Consider the following 23,344-nt stretch of genomic DNA (forward strand, 5'->3'; position numbering starts at 1 on the left):
TACGACTCGCCCTAACGGGGGATCAACCGGGCACTTTCACGTGAAAGTGCCCCTTTGCGGCACAACGCGGTCAGCCGGCGTCGGGCTCGGGGTTGTGGCCGGCCCGGGCCAGGAAATCGAAGTCGCAGCCTTCGTCCGCCTGCGTGATGTGTTCGGTGTAGAGCGCGCCGTAACCGCGCTCGAACCGGGGGGCCGGCGCGGTCCATTCCGAACGCCGCCGCGCCAGTTCCTCATCGGACACCTCGAGCCGCAGGGTGCGCGAAGGAACGTCCAAGGTGATCAGGTCGCCGTCGCGGACCAGGGCCAGCGGGCCGCCGACGTGCGACTCGGGGGCCACGTGCAGGACGCAGGCGCCGTAGCTCGTCCCGCTCATCCGCGCGTCGGAGATCCGGACCATGTCCCGGACGCCCTGTTCGAGCAGGTGGGCGGGGATCGGCAGCATCCCGTACTCGGGCATGCCGGGGCCGCCCAGCGGGCCGGAGCCGCGCAGCACCAGCACCGAGTCCGCGGTGATCGACGGGTCGTCGATCCGCTTCTTCAGGTCGGGGTAGTTCTCGAACACCACGGCCGGGCCGGTGTGCGTCAGCAGGTGCTTCTCGGCCGCGATGTGCTTGATGACCGCCCCCGACGGCGCCAGGTTCCCGTGCAGCACCGCGACCCCGCCCTCGGCGGCGACCGGGTTGTCCCGCGTGCGGATGACGTCGTCGTTGTGGACGCGCGCCGGCGCGAGGTTCTCGCCGAGGGTGCGGCCGGTGACGGTGAGCCGGTCGGGGTGCAGCAGGTCGGTCAGCCGCGACAGCAGCCCGGGCAGGCCGCCGGCGTAGTAGAAGTCCTCCATCAGCCAGTCGCCGCCGGGGCGGAGGTTCGCCAGCACCGGTACGCGCCGCGCGATCGCGTCGAAGTCGGCCAGCGAAAGCGGGATCCCGCTGCGGCCGGCCATCGCGATCAGGTGGATCACGGCGTTGGTCGAGCCGCCGAGCGCGAGCACGGTGGTGATCGCGTCGGCGTAGGCCCGCTTGTCCAGGACCTGCGTGATGGTCAGGTCCTCCCACACCATGTCGACGATCCGCGCGCCGCTGGCGGCGGCCATCCGGTGGTGCGCCGAGTCGACGGCGGGGATCGACGCGGCACCCGGCAGGGTCATGCCCAGCACCTCGGCGGCCGAGGTCATGGTGGACGCCGTCCCCATGGTCATGCAGTGTCCCGGCGAGCGGGCCAGCCCGCGCTCCAGTTCGGACATTTCGGCGTCGCCGATCAGCCCCGCGCGCTTGTCGTCCCAGTACTTCCACATGTCGGTGCCGCTGCCGAGGACCTCGTTGCGCCAGTGGCCGCGCAGCATCGGGCCGGCCGGGACGAAGATGGCGGGCAACCCGGCGCTTGCCGCGCCCATCAGCAGCGCCGGCGTGGTCTTGTCGCAGCCGCCCATCAGGACGGCGCCGTCGATCGGGTAGGACCGCAGGATCTCCTCGGTCTCCATGGCAAGCAGGTTGCGGTAGAGCATGGGGGTGGGCTTCTGGTAGGTCTCCGACAGGGTGGCGACCGGGAACTCCAGCGGGAAGCCGCCGGCCTGCCAGACGCCGCGCTTGACCTGCTCGGCGCGTTCACGCAGGTGCATGTGACAGGGGTTGATGTCCGACCAGGTGTTGAGGATGCCGATGACGGGTTTGCCGAGGTGCTCTTCCGGGTTGTAGCCGAGCTGGCGGCTGCGGGCGCGGTGGCTGAAGTTGCGCAGTTCGTCGCCGCCGAACCACCGGTGGCTGCGGAGTTCCTCGGGTCGTTTCATGCGATCCAGTATGGCATCTGATATACGATCTGCCTGACCTGGTTGAATGGGTTCCGCACACGAACTAGGGAGCGCGCCGATGACCGGGACGTTCAGCCTGCCCGCCTCCCGGACCGAAGTGGTCCTGGAGGAGATCCGCCGCGCCATCCTGACCCGGGAGCTGGTGCCCGGCCAGCCGCTCGTCGAGGCGGAGCTGGCCGCGCGGCTCGGCGTCTCGAAGACCCCGGTGCGCGAGGCGCTCAAGGTGCTGTCCAACTCCGGGCTGGTGACGTTCAGCCCGTACAAGGGCGCGTCGGTGATCACGGTCGACGCCGAGCTCGCGAAGTCCGTCTACGACGTGCGGATGGTGCTCGAACCCGAGGCTGTCCGGCGGACCGTCGAGCGGAACGACCCCGAGCTGCTGGAAGACGCGGCGGAGGCGCTGAAGGAGGCGTCGTCGGCGATCGCGGACAAGGACCAGGCCGCGCTGAGCCTGCTGAACCGCCGCTTCCACCGCGCCCTCTACCGCGGCTGCGGCAACCCGCTGCTGGTCAGCATCCTCGACGACCTCAAGGACCGCGCGGCGCTGATCAGCGTCGTCGGCTGGGAGGCCAACCCCAGTTGGAAGAAGGAGTGGACCGAGCACCGGGCGGTGCTGGCCGCGGCGAAGAAGGGTGACGCCGAGGGCGCGGCCGCCCTGCTGCGCGACCACATCGGCGGGTTCCTCGATCGGGTGCTGACGGCCATCGGATGAGGCTGCTGCTCATCTCGGACACCCACCTGCCGGCCCGCGCCCGCGAGCTGCCGCCGCAGGTGTGGGCCGAGGTGGCGGCCGCCGACGTCGTCGTGCACGCGGGCGACTGGGTCGAGGTCGCCCTGCTGGACGAGCTCGAGGGGCGCAGCAAGCGGCTGATCGGCGTGTACGGCAACAACGACGGCCCGGCGCTGCGGGCGCGGCTGCCCGAGATCGCCCGGGCGGAGCTCGGCGGCGTGCGCCTGGCGGTGATCCACGAAACGGGCGCCAAGCAGGGCCGTGAGCAGCGGTGCGACGCGCAGTTCCCGGACACCGACGTGCTGGTCTTCGGGCACAGCCACATCCCGTGGGACACGGTGGCGCCGTCCGGGATGCGGCTGCTCAACCCGGGTTCGCCGACCGACCGCCGTCGCCAGCCGCACTGCACGTACCAGACGTGCCGCGTCGAAGACGGCGCGCTGGTGGACGTCGAGCTGCATCACCTGCCCCGGAGGGGGTAGACAGGTCCCATGGATCCGGCATGGGCGTTGCGGGAGATCGCGTTCCAGCTCGAACGCGCGGGGGAACCGACCTACCGCGTCCGGGCGTTCCGCAGCGCGGCGGCGACGGTCGACAAGATCGGCGCCGAGAAGCTGAAGCAGCTGGCGGAGAACGGCACGCTGACGTCGTTGCCGGGCATCGGGAAGGCCACGGCCGGAGTCATCGAGGACGCGCTGGCCGGCCGTGATCCGGCGTACCGGGGCAAGCTCGTCGAGAAGGAACTGCCGGACGGCGAGCCGTTGCGCTCGGCGTTGCGCGGCGACTGCCACACCCATTCGGACTGGTCGGACGGCGGAAGCTCGATCGGCGAGATGGCGGTGGCGGGCCGGGACGTCGGCCACGAGTGGATGGTGCTGACCGACCACTCGCCCCGGCTGACAGTCGCGAACGGGCTCTCCCCGGACCGGCTGCGGACGCAGATGCTGATCGTGGCGAAGGCCAACGAGCTGATGGCGCCGTTCCGCCTGCTGCAGGGCATCGAGGTCGACATCCTCGACGACGGATCGCTCGACCAGGAAGAGGAGCTGCTGGGGGAGCTGGACTTCGTGGTGGCGAGCGTGCATTCCAAGCTGCGGATGCCGAAGCGGGACATGACCCGCCGGATGGTGGCGGCGGTCCGCAACCCGCACGTCCGGGTGCTGGGCCACTGCACCGGCCGGCTGGTGGTGGGCCGCGGGCGTCCGGAGTCGGAGTTCGACGCCGAAGCGGTGTTCACGGCGTGCCGGGAGAACGGCGTCGCGGTGGAGATCAATTCCCGCCCGGAGCGGTTGGACCCGCCGATGCGGTTGCTGCGCCTGGCCGCGGAGATCGGGTGTGACTTCACGATCGACAGCGACGCGCACGCGCCGGGCCAGCTGGATTGGCTGGGCTACGGGTGCGAGCGCGCGATCAAGGCGGGGATCGGGCCGGAGCGCATCCTGAACACCCGGACGGCGGATGCGCTCCTGACCCGATAGCCCGGCTCAGTTGATCGTGTACGAGTCGCCGTACACCTTCCACTTCAACGGCGTGTGCAGGTCGAAGTTCCCCTCGCTCAGGAACTTGGCCTGCTCGGTGTCCACCCGGGACGTGTCCGCGTGTGCCTCTTCCTGCTTCATGATCACCTTGCGGGCAGCGAAGAACGCCTTGAGGTACGTCGCCTCGTCGCCGCCCTGGGCCGGGGTCTTCGCCTTCTTCATCGCGGCCTTGCGGATGCCGCCGAAGCTGTCCGAGCTGTCGCCGGGTCCGTGCATCACGATCGCGTCGTAGTAGGCGAACTGGCCGAGGTTGCTCAGGCCGTCCGACTTGCCCTGGTTGACCGACGGGTTGAAGTACACGCGGTCGCGCTCGTTGTTCTGGGCGGTCTGGAACGCCGTCGTCGCCGCGGCCTGCTTCCAGGCGCTCTCGAACGCCGAACCGAGGCCCGCGTGGGAGTCCGTGCCGTTCACCTTGCGCAGCGCCGGAAGGTACTTGGCGAGGGGGTTGCCCGGCACCGAATTCGTGTACGCCTCGACGAGTTCGAGCATGTCGCCGGTGCCGGAACAGAAGCCGATGATGCCCGCGGTGTACCCGCGGCCGTCGCCGATGTCCTCGATGTACTTGTACTGCGCCTTCCAGTCCAGCGAGGAGTTTTCCGCGCTGGATACCAGCTTCATCGCGATTTCCTTCTTGGCCGGGGCCGAAAGGTCGCCGGCGGCGAACACGGAGGCGCCGGCCACGGGCGCCGGCGCGGCCGAGGAGAACGCGGGCGTGGTGATGACGAGGGCCGCGACGGAGGCGGCGCCGAGTGTGCCGATGAGGACCGGCCGCAACTTCTTGCTCATGGGGAAGAGACCCTTTCCGCGGGTGCGCCGTCGGATCACGGCGGTACGGGTGATGCGGGTGGAGCTGCGGCGTAGCGACACGGTAGCGAAGAGTCAGCGAGCTCCACAAGAGGCGGAATCCGTTCATGTTCGTGAACGGTCCAGACCACCGTGCCGGGTCCTCAAAGGACCTTCACCGGTCAGTGCACCCCGGAGAAGAGGCGGATGACGTCCGGTAGCACGGACACCGGGATCGTCGGGTCGATCGCGCGCTGCACGCCGAGGCCGATGCCCAGGCTGAGCAACGCCGTCGCGGCGTCGTCGGCCGACATCGGGAGCGTGATCCCGAACCGCTCGGCGTACCCGGTGAGCAGGCCGGCGATGGTGTCGCGGATGGCCTTGTCTCGCGCCGCCAGTTCGGCGCGCACGTGCGGGTCGCGCCGCGCGTTCACGGCGAACTCGACCTCGAGCGCGGTCCAGGCCTCGTCGCCGATGCTGCGCTCGGCCCAGGCCTGGAACGCCGCGAGCAGCCCCTCCACGCCCTCGGCGCCGGCCAGTGCTTCGGCGATCAGGGCGACCTGCTCGTCGTGGATCCGGTCGAGCACCGTGAGGCAGAGCTCGTCCTTGCTGCGGAAGTTCGAGTACACCGCGCCCTTCGAATACCCGGCCTCGTCGGCGACCTTCTCCAGCGACGTCACCGAGTAGCCGTCGCGCAGGAAGAGCAGCTTGGCGGTCTCGATCAGCTGCTCGCGGGTGCGCGCCTGGCTTTCCGCGCGGGTGAGTCGGGCCATGCGGCCGACTCTAGCGAACAACGGAATTGGGGTACCGATGGTTTTCGGATACTGTTAGTCTCCGAAAATGGAACAACGCCACTTCGCGGTCCTCGTCATCGGTGCCGGGGCGTCGGGGCTGGGCGCCGCCATCCGCCTCTCGCAGGCCGGCGTCGGCGACCTCGCCGTGCTGGAGAAGGCCGACGCCCTCGGCGGGACCTGGCGCGACAACACCTACCCCGGTTGCGCCTGCGACGTCCCGTCCGCGCTGTACTCCTACTCCTTCGCGCCCAACCCCGGCTGGACGCGCGCGTTCGCCGGCCAGGCCGAAATCCGGGCGTACCTGCAGAAGACGGCCGACCGCTTCGGCGTCACCGGGAAGATCCGCCACGGCGTCGAGGTGACGCGCGCGCAGTGGAACGCCCGTGAGGCCAGCTGGGAACTGGAGACGACCCGAGGTCCCTACCGCGCCCGGGTCCTGGTCGCCGGCACCGGTCCCTGGCACGAGCCGCTGATCCCGGACCTGCCGGGGCTCGGCGAGTTTCCGGGCGAGGTCTTCCACTCCGCGCGCTGGAACCACGGCTACGACCTGGCGGGCAAGCGTGTCGCGGTGATCGGCACCGGCGCGTCCGCGGTCCAGTTCGTCCCGCGGATCGTGCCCGAAGTGAAGCGGCTGCACCTGTTCCAGCGCACCGCGCAGTGGGTGCTGCCGAAGCCGGACCACCACGTCCCCGGCGTCGAGCGGTTCCTGCTGCGGCGGTTCCCGGCACTGCAGCGGGCGTTGCGCGGCGCGGAGTACGGCGCGATGGAGACGCTCGGCTTCGGGTTCCGGCACCCGTGGCTGCTGCGGCAGGTGCAGAAGATCGGCCTCGCGCACCTGCGGCTCGCGGTGCGGGATCCGGCGCTGCGCCGGGCGCTGACCCCGGACTACACGCTGGGCTGCAAGCGGCTGCTGATGTCCAACACGTACTACCGGTCGCTGACGCAGTCCCATGTGGACGTTCACCCGACGGCGGTGCGGTCCGTCTCCGGCAACCGGGTGCGCGGTGCGGACGGTTCGTCGGCGGAGGTCGACGCGATCGTCTTCGGCACGGGTTTCCACATCCTCGACATGCCGGTGTCGTCCCGCGTCTTCGACGGCGACGGCCGGAGCCTGGACGACCACTGGAAGGGCAGTCCGCAGGCGTACGCGGGGACGACGGTGGCCGGCTTCCCGAACCTGTACCTGCTGCTGGGCCCGAGCCTCGGCACCGGGCACTCGTCGGCGTTCATGATCCTGGAGGCCCAGCTGCGCCACACGGTGGCGGCGGTGACGCGGACGCTGCGTGCGAAAGGCACGGTGCTGTCGGTGCGCCCGGAGGCGCAGGCGGCGTTCAACGCGAAGGTCCAGGCGGCGCTGCCGGGCACGGTGTACCAGTCCGGCGGCTGTTCGAGCTACTACACGGATGTCAACGGGCGCAACAGCTTCAGCTGGCCGTTCTCGACCGGCCGGCTGCGGTCGCAGGTGGGCGAGTTCCGCGAAGGCGACTACGAGATCACCACGGACTTTGCGAACCCCGGCGGATCCGACACCGTCAGAGCGTCGCGAAACGCAGGCCCGCCTTGGTGAGCCGGTCCACGAGCGCCCCGCCCATGGCGGTCGCCGTGGTCACCTGGCCCGCCGTCTCCGGGAGGTCGTCGGTCGCCAGGCACAGCGCCGACTCGGCCAGCATCTTCGCCGTCTCGTCGTAGCCCGGGTCGCCGCCGGACACCTCGGTCACCACCCGCGAACCGCCGCCTTCGCCGATGAACCGCACCGAGAACCAGGACCGCGCGCGCCGCTCGGGACTCGGGCCGTTGCCGGGCGCCAGCAACCGGGACAGCGCCCGCCGGGCCGGCGGGATCTGCGCCGCGGCGAGCAGGGCGCCCGCCCCGGCCATCCCACCGGCCAGCACCGGCAGGTGCTTCACCGCGGCGAAGTGCCGGTAGGTGAAGTCCGGGCCGTAGCGCTCGGACGCGGCCGCCGACCGGCGGACGACCTCGGCGTCGATCGTCGGCAGCGGCACCGCCCACCAGCCCGGCTCGGCGACCCGGTGCGGGCGCCCGAGCGGGGCGCGCGCGAACCGCCCGGCCGGCCGCGGCTCGGCCGCCGCCCGCTCGCGGGCCGCCCGGGCCCCGGCCGGCAGGCGGGACATGATGGTCAGCGCGCTGAGGAACGTGCCGCCCGAGGGCATCCCGCCGGCCCGGACGTAGCCGTCGACCTTCAGCGGCACGCCTTCGGGCAGCTGCTGCACGGTGAACCAGGCGCCGAGGTCGTGCGGGATCGAGTCGAATCCGCACGCGTGCACCAGCCGGGCGCCGGTCTCGCGGGCCCGCCGGTCGTGCGCCAGGTACATCCGGTCGACGAACTCGGGCTCGCCGGTGAGGTCGACGTAGTCGGTGCCCGCTTCGGCGCACGCCGCCACCAGCGGCTCGCCGTGCGTCAGGTACGGGCCGACGGTCGTGATCACGACCTTGGTGGCCTCGGCGACGGCCGCGAGCGACGCCCGGTCGCCGGAGTCGGCGACGAGCAGGTCGAGCGCGCCGAACCGGTCGTCGAGCTCCGCGAGCCGCGTCCGGACGGCTTCGAGCTTGCCGCGGTTGCGCCCGGCCAGCGCCCAGCGCAGGTCGGCGGGCGCGTGGCGGGCCAGGTACTCGGCGGTCAGGCCGCCGGTGAATCCGGTGGCGCCGAACAGGACCACGTCGTACGTGCGCATGGCTGCTCCTTCGAAGGGACGTCCGCGGGGCCTAGGTTACCCGCCGGTCAGTTCCCGGCGCCGGGTGAACTACCGGCGGGTACAGTGCCCCTCTCGACCGCGAGGAGGCCACCGTGACCGAACGCTTCGGCAGCTATCAGAACGAGATCTACCTGCAGGGACTCGGTGGTCAGCTGCCGCCGTGCTCGACCGACGCGACGAAGCTCGAAGCGTCGGCGCGCGAGGTCATGGCACCCGGGCCGTTCTCCTACGTCGCGGGCGCGGCCGGCTCCGGCGCGACCGCCCGCGCCAACCGCGAGGCGTTCGACCGCTGGCGCGTGGTGCCGCGGATGCTGACCGGAGCCACCGACCGCGACCTGGCCACGACGGTGCTCGGCACCCGGCTGCCCGCGCCGGTGGCCGTCGCGCCGGTCGGCGTCCAGTCGATCGTCCACCCGGACGCCGAGTCCGCGACCGCTCGCGCCGCCGCCTCGGTCGGCCTGCCGTTCATCCTGTCCACGGCGTCGTCGACCGGCATCGAGGACGTCGCCGCGGCCAACGGCGACGGCCCGCGCTGGTTCCAGCTGTACTGGCCCGGCGACCCCGACGTCTGCGCGAGCCTGCTGGCCCGGGCGAAGAAGGCCGGCTACACCGCCCTGGTCGTCACCCTCGACACCTGGACGCTCGCCTGGCGACCGTCCGATCTGGACCAGGCGTACCTGCCGTTCCTGAAGGGCGAAGGCTGCGCCGTCCCGTTCACCGACCCGGTCTTCCGCGGCCTGCTGGAGAAGACGCCGGAGGAGGAGCCGAACATGGCGATCCTGCGGTGGATCGGCATGCTCACCGGCACCGACCGGACGTGGGACCAGCTGCCGTTCCTGCGCGAGCACTGGGACGGCCCGATCGTCCTCAAGGGCATCCAGCACGTCGGCGACGCGCGCCGCGCGGCCGAGGCCGGCATGGACGGCATCGTGGTCTCCAACCACGGCGGCCGCCAGGTCGACGGCGCGATCGGCGCGCTGGAGGCCCTCCCGGGCATCGTCGCGGCGGTCGGCGACCGGCTGGAGGTGCTGTTCGACTCGGGCATCCGCACCGGCGCCGACGTGCTCAAGGCACTGGCCCTGGGCGCGCGGGCGGTCCTGGTCGGGCGCCCGTGGGTGTACGGCCTGGCCCACGCGGGCGAGGACGGCGTCCGGCACGTCCTGCGCAGCCTGCTGGCGGACTTCGACCTGACCATGGGGCTTTCGGGGCATCGCACCCTGGCTGACCTGGGCCCGGGCTCGCTCCAGCGGACATGAGGTAACAAATCGGGAATTCCGGAGACAGCCGGGCCGGGGGCCGCTACGGTTCTGCTTCGCCACGGCCGCTCGGGGACGGACCGGTGGTTCCATCAGTCCTTTCACCAGGGGGTATTCCCATGTCTTCGATCATGATGCGGATCGGCGTGCTGTGCGCCGTGCTCGGGTTCGGCACCATCATTCTCGAGCAGTTCGACTACGAGTTCCGGATCCTGTCCTGGGCCAGCGACATGCAGCCGCTGTTCGGCATCGTCCTCGGCCTGGTCGGCATCGCGCTGATCGGTGGTTCGGTGGCGATGAAGCGGGCCAAGGGCGCGCCGCAGCAGCAGGCCCCGATCCAGCCGCCGCAGCAGCCCGGCCAGCCCGGCTGATCCCAAGCGCCCCAAGGCGGCCTTGGTTGCGTCTGACGCACCCAAGGCGGCCTTCGGTGCGTCTGACGCACCGAAGGCCACATTGGGGCGCTCGGGGCCAGGTCCGGGTGTGGCCGGTCACGTCGCGGGGATATTCGGAAGCCCGCTTCGTCACCCACGGCTATCCTTGGACCAAGAATGTCCGAGCCATCTCCTTTTGAAGCGCTGCGAGCGCGCCTGCCCGAGCTGATGCCGCGCGACGAGCAACGGCTGCGTCGCCGGCTCGAAGGCGCCCGCAAAGCCCGCGACCGTGACTCCGCCCTGGCGCAGATCGCCGCCGACATCGACAAGGCCGAGCTGCGCGTCCAGTCGCGGCGCGAGAGCGTGCCCAAGATCGAGTACCCCGAAGAGCTGCCGGTCAGCAAGCTCAAGGACGAGATCGCCGCCGCCATCGGCAAGCACCAGGTCGTGATCGTCGCGGGGGAGACCGGCTCGGGCAAGACCACCCAGCTGCCGAAGATCTGCCTGGAGCTCGGCCGCGGCATCCGCGGCCAGATCGGGCACACCCAGCCGCGGCGGCTGGCCGCGCGCACGGTCGCCGACCGGATTGCGAGCGAACTGAAGACCGAGCTCGGCGAGACCGTCGGCTACAAGGTCCGGTTCACCGACCAGTCCGGGCAGGACACGCTGGTCAAGCTGATGACCGACGGCATCCTGCTGGCCGAGATCCAGACCGACCGCTCGCTGCGCCAGTACGACACGCTGATCATCGACGAGGCTCACGAGCGCAGCCTCAACATCGACTTCATCCTCGGCTACCTCAAGCAGCTGCTGCCGCGCCGCCCCGACCTCAAGGTCATCATCACCTCGGCGACGATCGACCCGGAACGCTTTTCGAAGCACTTCGACGACGCGCCGATCGTCGAGGTCTCCGGCCGGACGTACCCGGTCGAGACGCGCTACCGGCCGCTCGTCGACCCGGACGATCCCTCCGAAGACGCCGACGAGCGCGACCAGACCCAAGGCATCCTCGACGCCGTCGAGGAGCTGTGCGCCGAGGGACCCGGCGACATCCTGGTGTTCCTCTCCGGCGAGCGCGAGATCCGCGACACCGCGGACGTGCTGAACCGGGCGAACCTGCGGGGCACCGAGGTCCTGCCGCTGTACGCGCGGCTGTCGGCGGCCGAGCAGCAGCGCATCTTCCAGTCCCACACCGGGCGCCGGGTCGTGCTCGCCACCAACGTCGCCGAGACGTCGCTGACCGTGCCGGGCATCAAGTACGTCGTCGACCCGGGCACCGCGCGGATCTCCCGCTACAGCCACCGGACCAAGGTGCAGCGGCTGCCGATCGAACCGGTGTCGCAGGCGTCGGCGAACCAGCGCAAGGGCCGCTGCGGCCGCACGTCCGACGGCATCTGCATCCGCCTGTATTCCGAAGAGGACTTCGAGGCGCGGCCCGAGTTCACCGATCCCGAGATCCTGCGGACCAACCTGGCCTCGGTCATCCTGCAGATGACGTCGCTGGGCCTCGGCGACATCGCCGCGTTCCCGTTCGTCGAGCCGCCGGACCGCCGCCAGGTCGCCGACGGCGTCGGCCTGCTGCAGGAGCTGGGCGCGTTCGACAGCGTCAGCTCCTCGGACCGGCGTCTCACCGACATCGGCCGCAAGCTCGCGCAGCTGCCCGTCGACCCGCGGATGGGCCGGATGGTCCTGGAGGCGGCCCGCAACGGCTGTGTCCGCGAAGTGATGATCATCGCGGCCGCACTGTCCATTCAGGACCCGCGGGAACGCCCGGCCGAGAAGCAGCAGGCGGCCGACGCCCAGCACGCGCGGTTCGCCGACCCGACGTCGGACTTCCTGGCCTACCTGAACCTCTGGGAGTACGTCGCCGAGCAGCAGAAGGCGTTGTCCGGTAACCAGTTCCGGCGCATGTGCCGCACCGAGTACCTCAACTACCTGCGGCTGCGCGAGTGGCAGGACATCTTCAGCCAGCTGCGTCAGCTGGCCAAGCCGCTCGGCATCTCGCTGAATACGAACACGGCCCCGGTCGACCCGCAGCGCGTGCACACGTCGCTGATCGCCGGGCTGCTCTCGCACATCGGGCTCAAGGACCCGGCCAAGGGCGACTACCTGGGCGCGCGGGGCGCCCGGTTCGGCGTGTTCCCGGGGTCGGCGCTGTTCAAGAAGCAGCCGCGCTGGGTGATGTCGGCGGAGCTGGTCGAAACGTCCCGGCTGTGGGCGCGGGTCAACGCGCGCATCGAGCCCGAGTGGGTCGAGCCGCTGGCCGGGCACGTCGTGAAGCGGTCGTATTCCGAGCCGCACTGGGAACGCAAGCACGGCGCGGTGATCGCGACCGAGAAAGTGACGCTGTACGGCGTCCCGCTGATCGCCGACCGCCGCGTCAACTACGGCCGGATCGACCCGGAGATGTCGCGGGCGCTGTTCATCCGCAACGCGCTGGTCGAGGGGGACTGGCAGACGCGCCACCACTTCTTCGCCGAGAACCGGGCGCTGCTGGAAGAGGTCGAGGACCTCGAAAACCGCGCGCGGCGCCGCGACATCCTGGTCGACGACCAGACGCTGTACGAGTTCTACGACGCGCGGGTCCCGGCGGACGTCGTCTCGGTGCGCCACTTCGACAGCTGGTGGAAGAAGGCGCGCCACACGGACCCGGATTTGCTGTCGTTCGAGAAGTCCATGCTGATGAACGAGTCCGCGGACAGCGTCCGAGAGGGCGACTACCCGGACTCGTGGACGCAGGGCACGCAGGTCTTCGCGCTGACCTACCAGTTCGAGCCGGGCGCGGACGCCGACGGCGTCACCGTGCACGTCCCGCTGCCGGTGCTCAACCAGGTGACGCCGGACGGGTTCGACTGGCAGGTGCCGGGTCTCCGCGCGGAGCTGGTCACGCAGCTGATCAAGTCGCTGCCGAAGGCGTTGCGGCGCAACTTCGTCCCGGCGCCGGACACGGCCCGCGACGTCCTTTCGCGAGTGTCCCCTTCGGACGGTCCGCTGCTGGAGGTGCTCGGCCGCGAGCTGCGGGCGCTGCGCGGAATCACCGTGCCGTACGCGGACTGGGACCTTTCGTCGGTGCCGGAGCACCTGAAGATGACGTTCCGCGTGGTCGACGAGCGCGGCAAGCGCGTAGCCGAAGGCAAGGACGTTGCCGAGCTGCAGCGGCGGCTGGCCCCGAAGGTCCGCGCGACGATCTCGAAGGCGGCCAACACGCTCGAGAAGGCCGGGCTGACGAAACCGTCCTTCGGTTCGCTGCCGCAGGTGTTCGAGTCGACGCAGCGCGGCCACGACGTCAAGGCGTACCCGGCCCTGGTCGACGAGGGCGCGTCGGTGGCGGTGCGCCTGCTGGACACGCCGGCCCAGCAGGAACACGCGATGTGGGCGGGCACGCGGCGGATGCTGCGGCTGAACCTGAGCTCGCCGATGAAGTTCATCACGCGCTCGCTGTCCAACTCGTCGAAGCTGGTGCTCAACCGGAACCCGCACGGCAGTGTGGCGGCCCTGCTCGAGGACTGCGTCGACTGCGCGGTGGACGCCCTGATGGCCGCGAGCGGCGGTCCGGTCTTCGACGAAACCGGCTTCAAGGTGCTGCTGGAGAAGGTCCGCGTGAGTCTGCACCCGGAGGTCCTCGGCGTGCTGGCGGACGTCGAGAAGATCCTCCGCGCGGCGAACGACGTCGAGGTGCAGCTGTCGTCGTCGCGCGGCCCCGCGGAGTCCCTCGCCGACATCCGCGCACAGCTCGCGGCGCTGGTGTACCCCGGTTTCGTGACGGAGACGGGTGCTCCGCGGCTGCGGCACGTGGTCCGGTACCTGCAGGGAATTTCGCGCCGGCTGGAGAAGCTGGCTTCGGAGCCGACCCGTGACCTGCAGCGGACGGCGGACATCGCGTGGATAACCCGCGAGTACGCCGACGCGCTGGCGTCACTGCCGCCGGGAACGTCGTCGCCGGCGTTGCGCGAGGTGCGGTGGATGATCGAGGAACTGCGGGTTTCGTTCTTCGCCCAGACGCTGGGGACGGCGCACCCGGTGTCGCTGAAGCGGATCACGAAGGCGCTGGACGACGCCTTGGCGTGATGCCGGGAATGTCCGGCTTCGAACTTCCGTCGGTTGACCGCGTTCCGCCGCGGGACAAGCCTGGGTCGGCTGGAGACCTTCCTGGGAAAGGACTTTCCGATGTCCTTGGGTGTTTCGTCCGCCACGCGAAGAATCGTCGTCGCCTGCTTCGCGCTCCTCTTGCCGCTCGTCTTCGCGCCCGCCGCACACGCGGCCGAGGCTCGGCACAACGTGCCGAACCCGCTGCTCAAGGAGCAGTTCGCCGAGGGAGAAGACGAGGACGGCGACGACCCCGCGCTGTCCGCGCTCTGCCAGACCTACATCGGCAAGCCGAACCCCTACCGGCCGCTCGCGCCGAACACCGACGTCATCGACGGCGACACCATCGTGCCGACCGGCAGCCAGACCGGCTGCAGCACGGCCCAGAACGAGACCACGATCGCCGTCAACCCGGAGAACCCGCGCAACATCGTCGCCGGGGCGAACGACTACCGGCTGTACAACACGCGCGAGGCCCGCAACGACTCCGGCGGCTTCGCCTACACGTCGTTCGACGGCGGCCGGACCTGGGCGAACGTCCAGCTGCCGCACCTGGACTACCCGACCGGGGCGGCCGCCCCGCTGTCCTATATGGACGCCGCCGGTGACCCCGCCATCGCGTTCGGGCCGCACAACACGGTGTATTACGCGACGCTGGTGTTCAGCCGCGCGGCCGTGCCGGACGACCAGCAGCTCGCCAGCGGCATCGCGGTGTCGGTGTCCCACGACGGCGGCCGCAGCTTCGGCGACCCGGCGATCCTGCACCTCGACGGCGTCACCCCGGCGGGCACGCCGACGCCCGCGAACATCTTCAACGACAAGGAGTGGATCGCCGCCGACCCGGTGACCGGCGACGTCTACGTGACCTGGACGCAGTTCACCTACGACGCGACCGGCGCCTTCACCGAATCGCCGATCGTGCTGTCGAAGTCCCGCGATTTCGGCCGGACGTGGTCGCCGATGCGCCGGATTTCGCCGTCGCTGACCGGGTTCCACGGCGGGATCACGCCGTTCGGCAGCGGCTCGAACCCGGTGGTGACCCGCGACGGGACGCTGCAGGTGGCGTACGAGACGTCGGTGTGCGCGACGGCCGCGTGCGACCAGCCTGCCGACCACGACGCGGTCGTCGTGGCCACCTCCCGCGACGGCGGCCGGACGTTCCGGCACACCGAGGTGGGGCTCGACTTCGACTTCCCGGTCGACGAAGACGTCGCCAACAACGCGCTGACCGGCGAGAACTTCCGGGTCAACAGCTTCCCGCAGCTGACGTACGACCGCGTGACGGACCACCTGTGGGTGACCTGGGCCGACGACCGCAACGGCACGTACCGCGACGGCGAGTCCGTGAAGACGAACGGAGACGCCTTCCTCAGCGGGTCGGACGGCCGGCACGGCTGGTCGAAGCCGGTGAAGATCGGTACGGGCGCCGACGAGGTGTTCCCGGCGGTGGCGGCCCTGGCCGGCCGGGTCGCGGTCACGTCGTACACGCGCGCGTACGACCCGAACGGCATCGGCTTGGACTACGCGTACGCGACCGGCTGGGGTGACGGCCTGTCCCCGCTCCGCAGGATCACCACGCAGACGGCGAACCCGCAGGTCCAGTTCGTCTCGACGGGAGCGGAGACGGGCAAGGAACTGCAGGGGGTGTTCATCGGCGACTACACGGCAGCGGCGGTCGGCACGGACTTCCGCCTGCACCCGGCCTGGACCGACTTCCGCGGCAACCCGGGCCGGACGCTGCCGAACCAGGACGTCGGGACGCAGACCCTCCCGATGTTCCCGTAGCACCCCGTGTGCCTGGCCGGACGACACGCGTGCCTGGCCGGACGACACGGCTTGGTCGCCCCGGCCTGGGCCGTGTCGTCCACCTGTGTACGCGTGTCGTCCTTCTGGGTACGCGTGTCGTCCGGCTGGGTCCGGCTATTTGGCGTCGGCGTACGTGTCGACTGCTGCGGTTTGCATGGGGAAGCGGACCGGGCAGGCCGGGCCGAACAGGAGGCGGGCTGCCTCGGAAACCGAGTCCGTGATGGCGTCGGCGACCGAGGCGGCCAGGGGCGCCGGGGTGTGGACGATGACCTCGTCGTGCTGGAAGAAGACCAGGTGGGCGGGTGCGGGGAGGCGGGTGCGGAGGGTGGCCAGCATCACCGCCGTCATGTCGGCCGCGCTCGCCTGGACGACGAAGTTGCGGGTGAACCGGCCCCAGCCGCGCGAGGCCCGGCGGGCTTTCAGCTCCGCTGCTTCGTCGGACGCCAGTCCGCCCGTCAACGCGCGCCACGCGGCCGAAGGCGCGGGAGAAGTGCGGCCCAGCCGCGACCGGACCCGTTCGCCGCGCTCGCCCGCCTGGGCGGCACGCTCCACATAGGACACCGCGTCCGGGAACCGCTGCCGCAGCAACCCCAGCAGCGGCCCCGCTTCGCCGGACGTGCCGCCGTACATCGCCGACAGCATCGCGATCTTCGCGCGCGCCCGGTCGTCGCGGTCGTCCTCCGCGGCCGGCACCCAGTGCGCGCCGGAGAACAGCGCCTCGCCCAGCCGCGCGTACAGGTCCGTCGCCGCCGCGACGTCGGCCAGCCGCCGGTCGCCCGACAGCGCCGTGAGCACCCGCGGCTCCAGCTGGGCCGCGTCGGCCACCACGAGCTTCCAGCCCGGGTCCGCGCGCACGCACGTCCGCAGCACCTTCGGGATCTGCAGCGCCCCGCCGCCGCGGCTGGCCCACCGCCCGGACACCACGCCGCCGACGACGTAGTGCGGGCGGAACCGGCCGTCGGCGACCCACTCGTCGAGCCACGCCCAGCCGTTCGCCGTGTACAGCCGCGACAGCTCCTTGTACTCCAGCAACGGCCCGACCGCGGGGTGGTCGATCCCCTTCAGCAGGTACTTCCGCGCCGCCGGCACCTCGATCCCCGCGCGGGCCAGCGCCCGGACCACGCTCGGCGGCGAGTCCGGGTTCACCGGCCGCCCGCCGAACGCCTCGCTGATCTTCGCCGCCAGCTCGACCAGCGCCTTCGGCCGCTGCCCGGCGGGAACACGCGGGCCGAGCCGCGCGGCCAGCAGGGCCTCGTGCACGTCGGCGCGCCACGGCAGGCCGTCGGCCGACATCTCCGCGGCGGCCAGCGCGCTCGCCGACTCCGCGGCCAGCAGCAGCCGCATCCGGTCCGGGTGCTCGGCCGCCGCCACCCGCCGCTCCTGCTCCGCGAGGACACGCCGCACCGCCGTGACGACCGTCACGCCCTCGGGCAGCGTCGGCACCCGCGTCTCGAACAGCGTCGGCTGCGCCAGCTCGACGGCGGACTGCTCGGAAGGCGCTTCCTCCCCGTTCGCCCTGGCCCAGGCCGCGCGCAAGCTCCGCGACTGCTCTTCCGCGCCCGCGTACGCCAGCAGCAGCCCCTCGGCCAGCGCGAGGTCGTAGCAGCGGCGCACCCGCAGCCCGGCCGCCATCAGCACCGGGTACGTCCGCTCCACCGAGGGAAACACCCACCGCGGCGCCAGCGACGCCTCCAGCTCCCGCGCCAGCCCCGCGAAAGCCGCCTCGTCCAGGCCGGACACCGTGTCCGACGGCGTGTGCACGGTGAAGCTCCCGTCCTCCTCACGTCCCGCGATCACCTGCACCCCGACATCATGCCGACCACCACCGACAGTTTCCGGGGGCCGCGGGTGGCGGAGCCCCCGCCCTGGGGCGAAGCCCAGAAGACCCAGTCGCCCGCTCGCGGGCTGGTGCGTTGGGCCCACGGTTGGTTTACTCTCCGGTAGCCCCCATACCGCCGGTACGCCCGCCGTCGGCGTGGGCTCTCTTCCCCGCAGCAACGGAGGTGCCCGGATGAGCCTGGTCGCGCTCGCCACCACGGTGGCGGACAAGGTGACCGAGACGGTGCGCAGCGTCGACGTGATGCGACGGGCGGGCCTCGTTCCCTTCCCCAGAGTCGACGAGGGCGTCCGCTCGCTGGTCGCGCTGCGGAAGTTCGGCCCGTTCGCCGGCGCCAACCACATCTCCGCCCGCCGCGACCCGGCCGCCGTCGGCATCATCGACGAGCTCGGCCCGCTCACCTACAAACAGCTCGACGACCAGTCGAACGCGCTGGCCAGGGCCTGGTCCGAGCGCGGCATCCGGCCCGGCCAGGTCGTCGCCGCGCTGTGCCGCGACCACCGCGGCCTGGTCATCACGATGGCCGCGGCGGGCAAGCTCGGCGTCCGCCTGCTGCTGATGAACACCGGGTTCGCGAAGCCGCAGCTGGCCGACGTCGCCAAGCGCGAAGGTGTCACCGCGCTCGTCTACGACCAGGAGTTCACCGGCCTGCTCGACGCGATCCCGGACGGCGTCGACCGCTACCTCGCCTGGGTCGACCCGGACTCCGACCTCACCGACCGGACCGTCCCGGTGCTCGACGAGATCATCGCCAGCACCGACGACCGGCCGTGGCCCGCCCCGGCCAAGCCGGGCGGGTTCGTGCTGCTGACCAGCGGCACCACCGGCACGCCGAAGGGCGCGCCGCGGCCGCACACCTCCGCGCTGGCGTCGGCGCAGTTCCTCGACCGGATCCCGCTGCGGTCCAACGAGGCCACCTACATGGGCGCGCCGCTGTTCCACGGCACCGGCCTCTCGCAGTTCATCCTGTCCTTCGCGCTCGGCTCGAAGGTCGTCATGCGGCGCAAGTTCAACCCCGAGGAGGCGCTGCGCGGCGTCGCCGAGCACAAGTGCACCGCGCTCGTGCTGGTGCCGACCATGTTGCAGCGCATCGTCGACCTGCCGAAGGAGGTCCGGCAGAAGTACGACACGTCGGCGCTGCGGATCGTCTTCGTCGCCGGCTCGGCGCTGTCGCCGGACCTGGGCAACCGGGCGAACGAGGCGTTCGGCCCGGTCGTGCACAACCTCTACGGCTCCACCGAGGTCGCGGTGGCGACGGTCGCGACGCCGGAGGACTGGGTGAAGGCCCCGGGCACGGTCGGCCGCGCGCCGGTCGGCTGCAAAGTGGCGCTCTACGACCAGAATGGCCGCCGCGTCACCGAGCCGCACGTGACCGGGCGCGTGTTCGTCGGCAGCGGGCTCAGCTTCGGCGGCTACACCGACGGCCGCCACAAGGAGATCATCGACGGCCTGCTCTCCAGCGGCGATGTCGGCCACTTCGACGAGGACGGCCTGCTGTTCATCGACGGCCGCGACGACGAGATGATCGTCTCCGGCGGCGAGAACGTGTTCCCGATCGAGGTGGAGAACCTGCTGGTCGAGCGCGAAGACGTGATCGAGGCGGCGGTGATCGGCGTCGAGGACCCGGAGTTCGGCCAGCGGCTCAAGGCATTCGTGGTGCGGGCCGAGGGCGCTGTCCTGGACGCCGACGAGATCCGCGACTACGTCAAGGCGAACCTGGCCCGCTACAAGGTGCCGCGGGACGTCGAGTTCCTGGACGAGCTGCCGCGCAACGCGACCGGGAAGGTACTGCGCACGCGGCTGTCGTGAACCACGCCGGCCGGCGGCTCGGCCGAGCTGACGGTCAGTCCCAGTCGATGCCGAAGACGCCCGGTCCGAAGTCGAACGCCACGGCGTGGACGCCGTCCGCGCCGTCGAGCTTCAGCGGCCGCCGGGCGAGCGTGCCGTTGGCGCCGTTGCGCGAGTACTGCCAGCAGCGGCCCGGCGCCGTGCCCGGGGCGAACCTGACCTCCAGGAGGTACTCCCGCACCGGGCGGCGGAACTCGCGGTAGTGCGTGTTGCGGCACTCCGGGTACGGCGGCCCGCTGTTGGTCAGGGTGTACTCGATCAGGTGCGTCTCGCCGCGGTTGATCGGCTGCTCGAAGAGCAGTTCGGTGACGAGCAGGCCGTGTGCCTCGTCGATCTCCGCGCGGCCGACCCGGCAGTTGCGCACGGCGTGCAGCTCGGGGACGCCCGCCGCCGGGTCGTCCTGGGTGTAGACCAGCAGCCAGCGGTCCTGGCCGTCCGCGACGGCCTGGAACACCGCGCGCGCGGTCACCGCCCGCTGCCCGCCGTCCGCGGCGATCTCGCACAGGTCGTGCAGCCCGACCATCTTCAGCGGCTGCTGGCGGTCGAGTGCGTGCGGCGCCCCGACCTTTTCCAGCAGGGGCTGCAGCACTTCGCGCGGGAACGACATCGGCTCGCCGCCGGCCTGGCGCTTCCCGGCGCCGCCGCGGGGCCGTGGCGGGGGCAGCAGCCCGAGCAGGGAGCCGGCGGGGACGTCGAGGATCTCTTCGAGGGTGCGGACGGCCGAGAGCGAACTCTGCCGCTCCGGCTGCCGTTTGCCCGATTGCCAATAGCTGAGCGCGGTGACGCTGACGACGACGCCGCGGGCCCGCAGCCGCGCCTGGATCCGGTCGAGCGACAGCCCGCTGGTGGCGATGGCCGCGCGCAGCCGGATGGCGAATTCGGTGCGCCCGTTCTCCTGGCCGTCACCCACCGTGCTGCCCGCCATCGCTGAAATCCCGACCCGCCCCATGCCGTCCCCCGACGATCCCCGACACGGAGCACGTTAGCAGTTTTCCCCGCGGTCTCCGCCCCCTCTTCGGCCGCGCCACTCGGGCGGCCACTCGGGCGAACGGGCTAGTACTGGCAACTGTGAACCATTGCCCCGGCCTGGGCCGACGCGCTTGTATGACTTGCCTGCGCCGGTGGCACCGCCTCCCCCTCACGGCCCGCCCGGGCGCAGGTGCGACCGGCCGCGCGAGCGGTTCCGGCTCCGGTTCACCCGGTCGAGTTGTGCGACCGGCCGGTGTGGCCGCGCGATGACCGGTGGCCCGGCGACGCCCCCAGCGCCGGGCCACCGGTCTTGTTACCACCGGGTAGCCTCCTGGCATGACGCTTCGGCAGAACATCCTGATCACCGGCGCGAGCAGCGGGCTGGGCGAAGGCATGGCCCGCCAGTTCGCGGCGAAGGGACGCAACCTCGCGCTGTGCGCGCGACGCACCGAACGGCTCGAGAAGCTGGCCGCCGAGCTGACCGCGGCACACCCGGGGATCAAGGTCGTCACGCGCACCCTCGACGTCACCGACCACGACCGCGTGTTCGCCGTCTTCGAGGAGTTCCGCACCGAGCTCGGGTCCCTCGACCGGGTGATTGTGAACGCCGGGCTCGGGAAGGGGCAGCGGGTCGGCACGGGCCGGTTCGACGCCAACCGCCAGACCCTCGAGGTCAACTTCGTCGCGGCCGCCGCCCAGATCGAGGCCGCCGCCGGGATCTTCCGCGAACAGGGCGCCGGCCACCTCGCCGTCATCTCCTCGTTCAGCGCCCTTCGCCCGTTCCCGGGCAAACTCACCGCGTACGCCGCGTCGAAGGCCGGGATCTCGGCGTTCGTCGACGGCACCCGGATCGAGCTGAAACGCAAGGGCATCGCCGTCACCGACATCCGGCCCGGCTACATCGAGTCGGAGATGAACGACCGGATCGGCCGGAACCCGTTGCTGGGCAAGGCCGAGACCGGTGCCCGGGCGCTGGCCAAGGCGATCGAAGCCGAACCGCGCCGCGCCTACGTCCCGGCGTGGCCGTGGGTGCCGCTGAGCGTCGTCATGCGCGTCGTGCCGGCCGCACTGCTGCGGAAGTTCGCGTGAACGCCCCGGTCGAGGTCCGCGCGGAGGACGCCTTCGACGCCACCGCGGTGCACGCCTGGCTGAGCGCGAAGGTCGAGGGCCTCGGGGACGAACCGCCGCACGTCCGGCAGTTCCCCGGTGGCGCGTCCAACCTGACGTACCTGCTGACCTATCCCGGCCGCGAGCTGATCCTGCGCCGCCCGCCCGCCGGGCACAAAGCGGCGTCGGCGCACGACATGCGGCGCGAGTACCGCGTGCAGCACGCGCTGAAGCCGGTCTTCCCGTACGTGCCGCGGATGGTGGCGTTCGGCGACGACCCGGCCGTGCTCGGCGGCGACTTCTACGTCATGGAGAAGCTGGACGGCCTGATCCTGCGCGGCGACCTGCCCGACGGTCTCGAACTGAGCCCGGACCAGGCGCGCGAGCTGTCCGGCAAGGTCGTCGACCGGTTGGTGGACCTGCACGCCGTCGACGTCGAAAAGGCGGGGCTCGCGGACCTCGGCAAGGGCGCCGGTTATGTCGAGCGGCAGATCCGCGGCTGGTCCGAGCGGTACGTGGCGGCGCGCACGGACAACGTCGGAGACTTCGCCGAGGTGCGCGCGTGGCTGGCCGCGAACCAGCCCGGCGAGGTCGAGATCTGCCTGATCCACAACGACTACCGCCTCGACAACCTGGTCCTGGACGGCCCGTCGACGCTGAACATCACCGGCGTCCTCGACTGGGAGATGGCCACGCTCGGCGACCCGCTGATGGAGCTGGGCAGCATGCTCGCCTACTGGGTCCAGGCCGGGGACGACGACGTCATGCACACGAGCCGCCGCCAGCCGACCCACCTGCCCGGCATGTTCACCCGTGAGGAGTTCGTCGCGCGCTACGCCGAGAAAACCGGGCTCTCGGTCGGCGACTGGCGCTTCTACGAGGTCTACGGCCTGTTCCGGCTCGCCGCGGTGCTGCAGCAGCTGTACCGGCGCTACCACGACGGCGCCACCCGCAACCCGGCGTTCAAGGACTTCTGGCAGTTCGTCGGGTACCTCGACTGGCGCTGCCGCGAGATCATCGCGAAGGGGAGCGTGTAGTGGGCGCGATCTACCTGGTCCGGCACGGCCAGGCGTCGTTCGGCGCGGCCGACTACGACGCACTGTCCCCGCGCGGCTTCGAACAGTCCACTGTGGTCGGTGCGGAACTGCGGCGGCGCGAAGTTTCGTTCAGCCAGGTCCAGTCGGGCTCGCTGGCCCGGCAGCGCGACACCGCAGCGACGGCGCTGAAGGTGCTCGGCAGCGACGTCCCGGTGGTCGAGGACCCACACTGGAACGAATACGACCACGTCGACATCGCGCGCCACCACGCCGGCGGGGCGCCGCAGGAGGATTCGCGCGCGTATCAAGGTGTCCTGGACGCAGCCCTGACGGCGTGGACGTCGGCCGGCGCCGACGGGCCGTGCGCCGAGACGTGGCCCGCGTTCCTCGCGCGCTGCCGGGACGCGCTGGGCGACCTGGTGGCGTCGCTGGGCAAGGGGGAACACGCGGTCGTGTTCACCTCCGGCGGCGTGATCGCCACGATCTGTGGCCTGTTGCTGGGGACTCCGGAAGCCGGGCTGCTCAAGCTCAACCGCGTCACGGTCAACGGCGGGATCACCAAGCTGGTGTCCGGCCGCGGCGGCGTCACGCTCCTGTCGTTCAACGAGCACCCGCACTTCGAGGCGGACACGGCCTCGTTGCTCACCTATCGCTAGGAGGCACC

Annotated in this window: 18 protein-coding genes; 12 read left to right on the top strand and 6 right to left on the bottom strand. The window is 71.3% G+C overall.

Features of this window, described 5'->3' with window-relative positions:
- Positions 1–70: 70 nt before the first annotated feature.
- On the bottom strand, positions 71–1,783 hold the full coding sequence (gene araD / locus ACLJQF_RS41055) for an L-arabinonate dehydratase (protein WP_410615702.1): 1,713 nt from the start codon (positions 1,781–1,783) through the stop codon (positions 71–73).
- Positions 1,784–1,862: 79 nt separating this feature from the next.
- On the opposite strand from araD, the gene ACLJQF_RS41060 reads away from it, so the two are divergent.
- The 3 genes from ACLJQF_RS41060 to ACLJQF_RS41070 are packed head-to-tail and all read left to right on the top strand — an operon-like array spanning position 1,863 to position 4,012.
- Positions 1,863–2,516 carry a GntR family transcriptional regulator gene (locus ACLJQF_RS41060; RefSeq protein WP_410615703.1) on the top strand — a complete coding sequence of 218 codons (654 nt, stop codon included), beginning with the start codon at positions 1,863–1,865 and terminating at the stop codon, positions 2,514–2,516.
- Positions 2,513–3,016 (top strand): metallophosphoesterase family protein, encoded by a 504-nt coding sequence (locus ACLJQF_RS41065; RefSeq protein ID WP_410615704.1) that lies wholly within the window; start codon positions 2,513–2,515, stop codon positions 3,014–3,016. Before ACLJQF_RS41060 ends, ACLJQF_RS41065 begins: the two co-directional genes overlap by 4 nt.
- 9 nt (positions 3,017–3,025) lie before the next feature.
- On the top strand, positions 3,026–4,012 hold the full coding sequence (locus tag ACLJQF_RS41070; protein ID WP_410615705.1) for a PHP domain-containing protein: 987 nt from the start codon (positions 3,026–3,028) through the stop codon (positions 4,010–4,012).
- Positions 4,013–4,018: 6 nt separating this feature from the next.
- On the opposite strand, the gene ACLJQF_RS41075 is transcribed toward ACLJQF_RS41070, so the two are convergent.
- Positions 4,019–4,858 (bottom strand): chitosanase, encoded by an 840-nt coding sequence (locus ACLJQF_RS41075; RefSeq protein ID WP_410615706.1) that lies wholly within the window; start codon positions 4,856–4,858, stop codon positions 4,019–4,021.
- Between the two features lie 179 nt (positions 4,859–5,037).
- The gene (locus ACLJQF_RS41080; protein WP_410615707.1) at positions 5,038–5,628 is read right to left on the bottom strand and encodes a TetR/AcrR family transcriptional regulator; all 591 of its coding nucleotides are present in this window, start codon (positions 5,626–5,628) and stop codon (positions 5,038–5,040) included.
- A gap of 67 nt (positions 5,629–5,695) precedes the next feature.
- On the opposite strand from ACLJQF_RS41080, the gene ACLJQF_RS41085 reads away from it, so the two are divergent.
- A complete protein-coding gene (locus tag ACLJQF_RS41085; RefSeq protein ID WP_410615708.1) occupies positions 5,696–7,216 on the top strand; it encodes a flavin-containing monooxygenase in 1,521 nt (506 codons plus the stop codon).
- Here the strand turns inward: ACLJQF_RS41085 and ACLJQF_RS41090 are convergent.
- A complete protein-coding gene (locus ACLJQF_RS41090) occupies positions 7,182–8,342 on the bottom strand; it encodes a saccharopine dehydrogenase family protein (protein ID WP_410615709.1) in 1,161 nt (386 codons plus the stop codon). The genes ACLJQF_RS41085 and ACLJQF_RS41090 overlap by 35 nt on opposite strands.
- 113 nt (positions 8,343–8,455) lie before the next feature.
- On the opposite strand from ACLJQF_RS41090, the gene ACLJQF_RS41095 reads away from it, so the two are divergent.
- The 4 genes from ACLJQF_RS41095 (at position 8,456) to ACLJQF_RS41110 (ending at position 15,861) form a co-directional block, all read left to right on the top strand.
- A complete protein-coding gene (locus tag ACLJQF_RS41095) occupies positions 8,456–9,619 on the top strand; it encodes a lactate 2-monooxygenase (protein ID WP_410615710.1) in 1,164 nt (387 codons plus the stop codon).
- A 119-nt stretch (positions 9,620–9,738) separates the two neighbouring features.
- Positions 9,739–9,990 (top strand): hypothetical protein, encoded by a 252-nt coding sequence (locus ACLJQF_RS41100; protein WP_410615711.1) that lies wholly within the window; start codon positions 9,739–9,741, stop codon positions 9,988–9,990.
- 177 nt (positions 9,991–10,167) lie between these two features.
- A complete protein-coding gene (hrpA, locus tag ACLJQF_RS41105; protein WP_410615712.1) occupies positions 10,168–14,058 on the top strand; it encodes an ATP-dependent RNA helicase HrpA in 3,891 nt (1,296 codons plus the stop codon).
- Between the two features lie 99 nt (positions 14,059–14,157).
- Positions 14,158–15,861: a sialidase family protein gene (locus tag ACLJQF_RS41110; RefSeq protein WP_410615713.1), complete on the top strand. Its 1,704-nt coding sequence runs from the start codon at positions 14,158–14,160 to the stop codon at positions 15,859–15,861.
- Positions 15,862–15,996: 135 nt separating this feature from the next.
- Here ACLJQF_RS41110 and ACLJQF_RS41115 read toward each other — a convergent pair whose 3' ends face one another.
- A complete protein-coding gene (locus tag ACLJQF_RS41115) occupies positions 15,997–17,685 on the bottom strand; it encodes a bifunctional 3'-5' exonuclease/DNA polymerase (RefSeq protein ID WP_410615714.1) in 1,689 nt (562 codons plus the stop codon).
- Positions 17,686–17,893: 208 nt separating this feature from the next.
- Here ACLJQF_RS41115 and ACLJQF_RS41120 point away from each other — a divergent pair, with 208 nt between their 5' ends.
- On the top strand, positions 17,894–19,528 hold the full coding sequence (locus tag ACLJQF_RS41120) for an acyl-CoA synthetase (RefSeq protein WP_410615715.1): 1,635 nt from the start codon (positions 17,894–17,896) through the stop codon (positions 19,526–19,528).
- A 34-nt stretch (positions 19,529–19,562) separates the two neighbouring features.
- Here ACLJQF_RS41120 and ACLJQF_RS41125 read toward each other — a convergent pair whose 3' ends face one another.
- Positions 19,563–20,492 carry a hypothetical protein gene (locus ACLJQF_RS41125; RefSeq protein ID WP_410615716.1) on the bottom strand — a complete coding sequence of 310 codons (930 nt, stop codon included), beginning with the start codon at positions 20,490–20,492 and terminating at the stop codon, positions 19,563–19,565.
- Positions 20,493–20,872: 380 nt separating this feature from the next.
- Between ACLJQF_RS41125 and ACLJQF_RS41130 the strand changes: the two genes are divergently transcribed.
- The 3 genes from ACLJQF_RS41130 to ACLJQF_RS41140 are packed head-to-tail and all read left to right on the top strand — an operon-like array spanning position 20,873 to position 23,336.
- Positions 20,873–21,625: an SDR family oxidoreductase gene (locus ACLJQF_RS41130; protein WP_410615717.1), complete on the top strand. Its 753-nt coding sequence runs from the start codon at positions 20,873–20,875 to the stop codon at positions 21,623–21,625.
- Positions 21,622–22,680 (top strand): phosphotransferase family protein, encoded by a 1,059-nt coding sequence (locus tag ACLJQF_RS41135; protein WP_410615718.1) that lies wholly within the window; start codon positions 21,622–21,624, stop codon positions 22,678–22,680. Before ACLJQF_RS41130 ends, ACLJQF_RS41135 begins: the two co-directional genes overlap by 4 nt.
- The gene (locus ACLJQF_RS41140; RefSeq protein ID WP_410615719.1) at positions 22,680–23,336 is read left to right on the top strand and encodes a histidine phosphatase family protein; all 657 of its coding nucleotides are present in this window, start codon (positions 22,680–22,682) and stop codon (positions 23,334–23,336) included. Before ACLJQF_RS41135 ends, ACLJQF_RS41140 begins: the two co-directional genes overlap by 1 nt.
- Positions 23,337–23,344 lie beyond the last annotated feature (8 nt).

The organism is Amycolatopsis sp. lyj-109, assembly GCF_046548995.1.
Lineage (GTDB): Bacteria > Actinomycetota > Actinomycetes > Mycobacteriales > Pseudonocardiaceae > Amycolatopsis.

What these genes read in the sequence shown, in the direction of transcription:
- ACLJQF_RS41070 (WP_410615705.1), top strand. Translation starts at nt 3,026, where the DNA reads ATGGATCCGGCATGGGCGTTGCGGGAGATCGCGTTCCAGCTCGAACGC.
- ACLJQF_RS41090 (WP_410615709.1), bottom strand. Translation starts at nt 8,342, where the DNA reads ATGCGCACGTACGACGTGGTCCTGTTCGGCGCCACCGGATTCACCGGC.
- ACLJQF_RS41100 (WP_410615711.1), top strand. Translation starts at nt 9,739, where the DNA reads ATGTCTTCGATCATGATGCGGATCGGCGTGCTGTGCGCCGTGCTCGGG.
- hrpA (WP_410615712.1), top strand. Translation starts at nt 10,168, where the DNA reads ATGTCCGAGCCATCTCCTTTTGAAGCGCTGCGAGCGCGCCTGCCCGAG.
- ACLJQF_RS41130 (WP_410615717.1), top strand. Translation starts at nt 20,873, where the DNA reads ATGACGCTTCGGCAGAACATCCTGATCACCGGCGCGAGCAGCGGGCTG.
- ACLJQF_RS41075 (WP_410615706.1), bottom strand. Translation starts at nt 4,858, where the DNA reads ATGAGCAAGAAGTTGCGGCCGGTCCTCATCGGCACACTCGGCGCCGCC.
- ACLJQF_RS41060 (WP_410615703.1), top strand. Translation starts at nt 1,863, where the DNA reads ATGACCGGGACGTTCAGCCTGCCCGCCTCCCGGACCGAAGTGGTCCTG.
- ACLJQF_RS41110 (WP_410615713.1), top strand. Translation starts at nt 14,158, where the DNA reads ATGTCCTTGGGTGTTTCGTCCGCCACGCGAAGAATCGTCGTCGCCTGC.
- araD (WP_410615702.1), bottom strand. Translation starts at nt 1,783, where the DNA reads ATGAAACGACCCGAGGAACTCCGCAGCCACCGGTGGTTCGGCGGCGAC.
- ACLJQF_RS41080 (WP_410615707.1), bottom strand. Translation starts at nt 5,628, where the DNA reads ATGGCCCGACTCACCCGCGCGGAAAGCCAGGCGCGCACCCGCGAGCAG.
- ACLJQF_RS41120 (WP_410615715.1), top strand. Translation starts at nt 17,894, where the DNA reads ATGAGCCTGGTCGCGCTCGCCACCACGGTGGCGGACAAGGTGACCGAG.
- ACLJQF_RS41085 (WP_410615708.1), top strand. Translation starts at nt 5,696, where the DNA reads ATGGAACAACGCCACTTCGCGGTCCTCGTCATCGGTGCCGGGGCGTCG.
- ACLJQF_RS41125 (WP_410615716.1), bottom strand. Translation starts at nt 20,492, where the DNA reads ATGGCGGGCAGCACGGTGGGTGACGGCCAGGAGAACGGGCGCACCGAA.
- ACLJQF_RS41065 (WP_410615704.1), top strand. Translation starts at nt 2,513, where the DNA reads ATGAGGCTGCTGCTCATCTCGGACACCCACCTGCCGGCCCGCGCCCGC.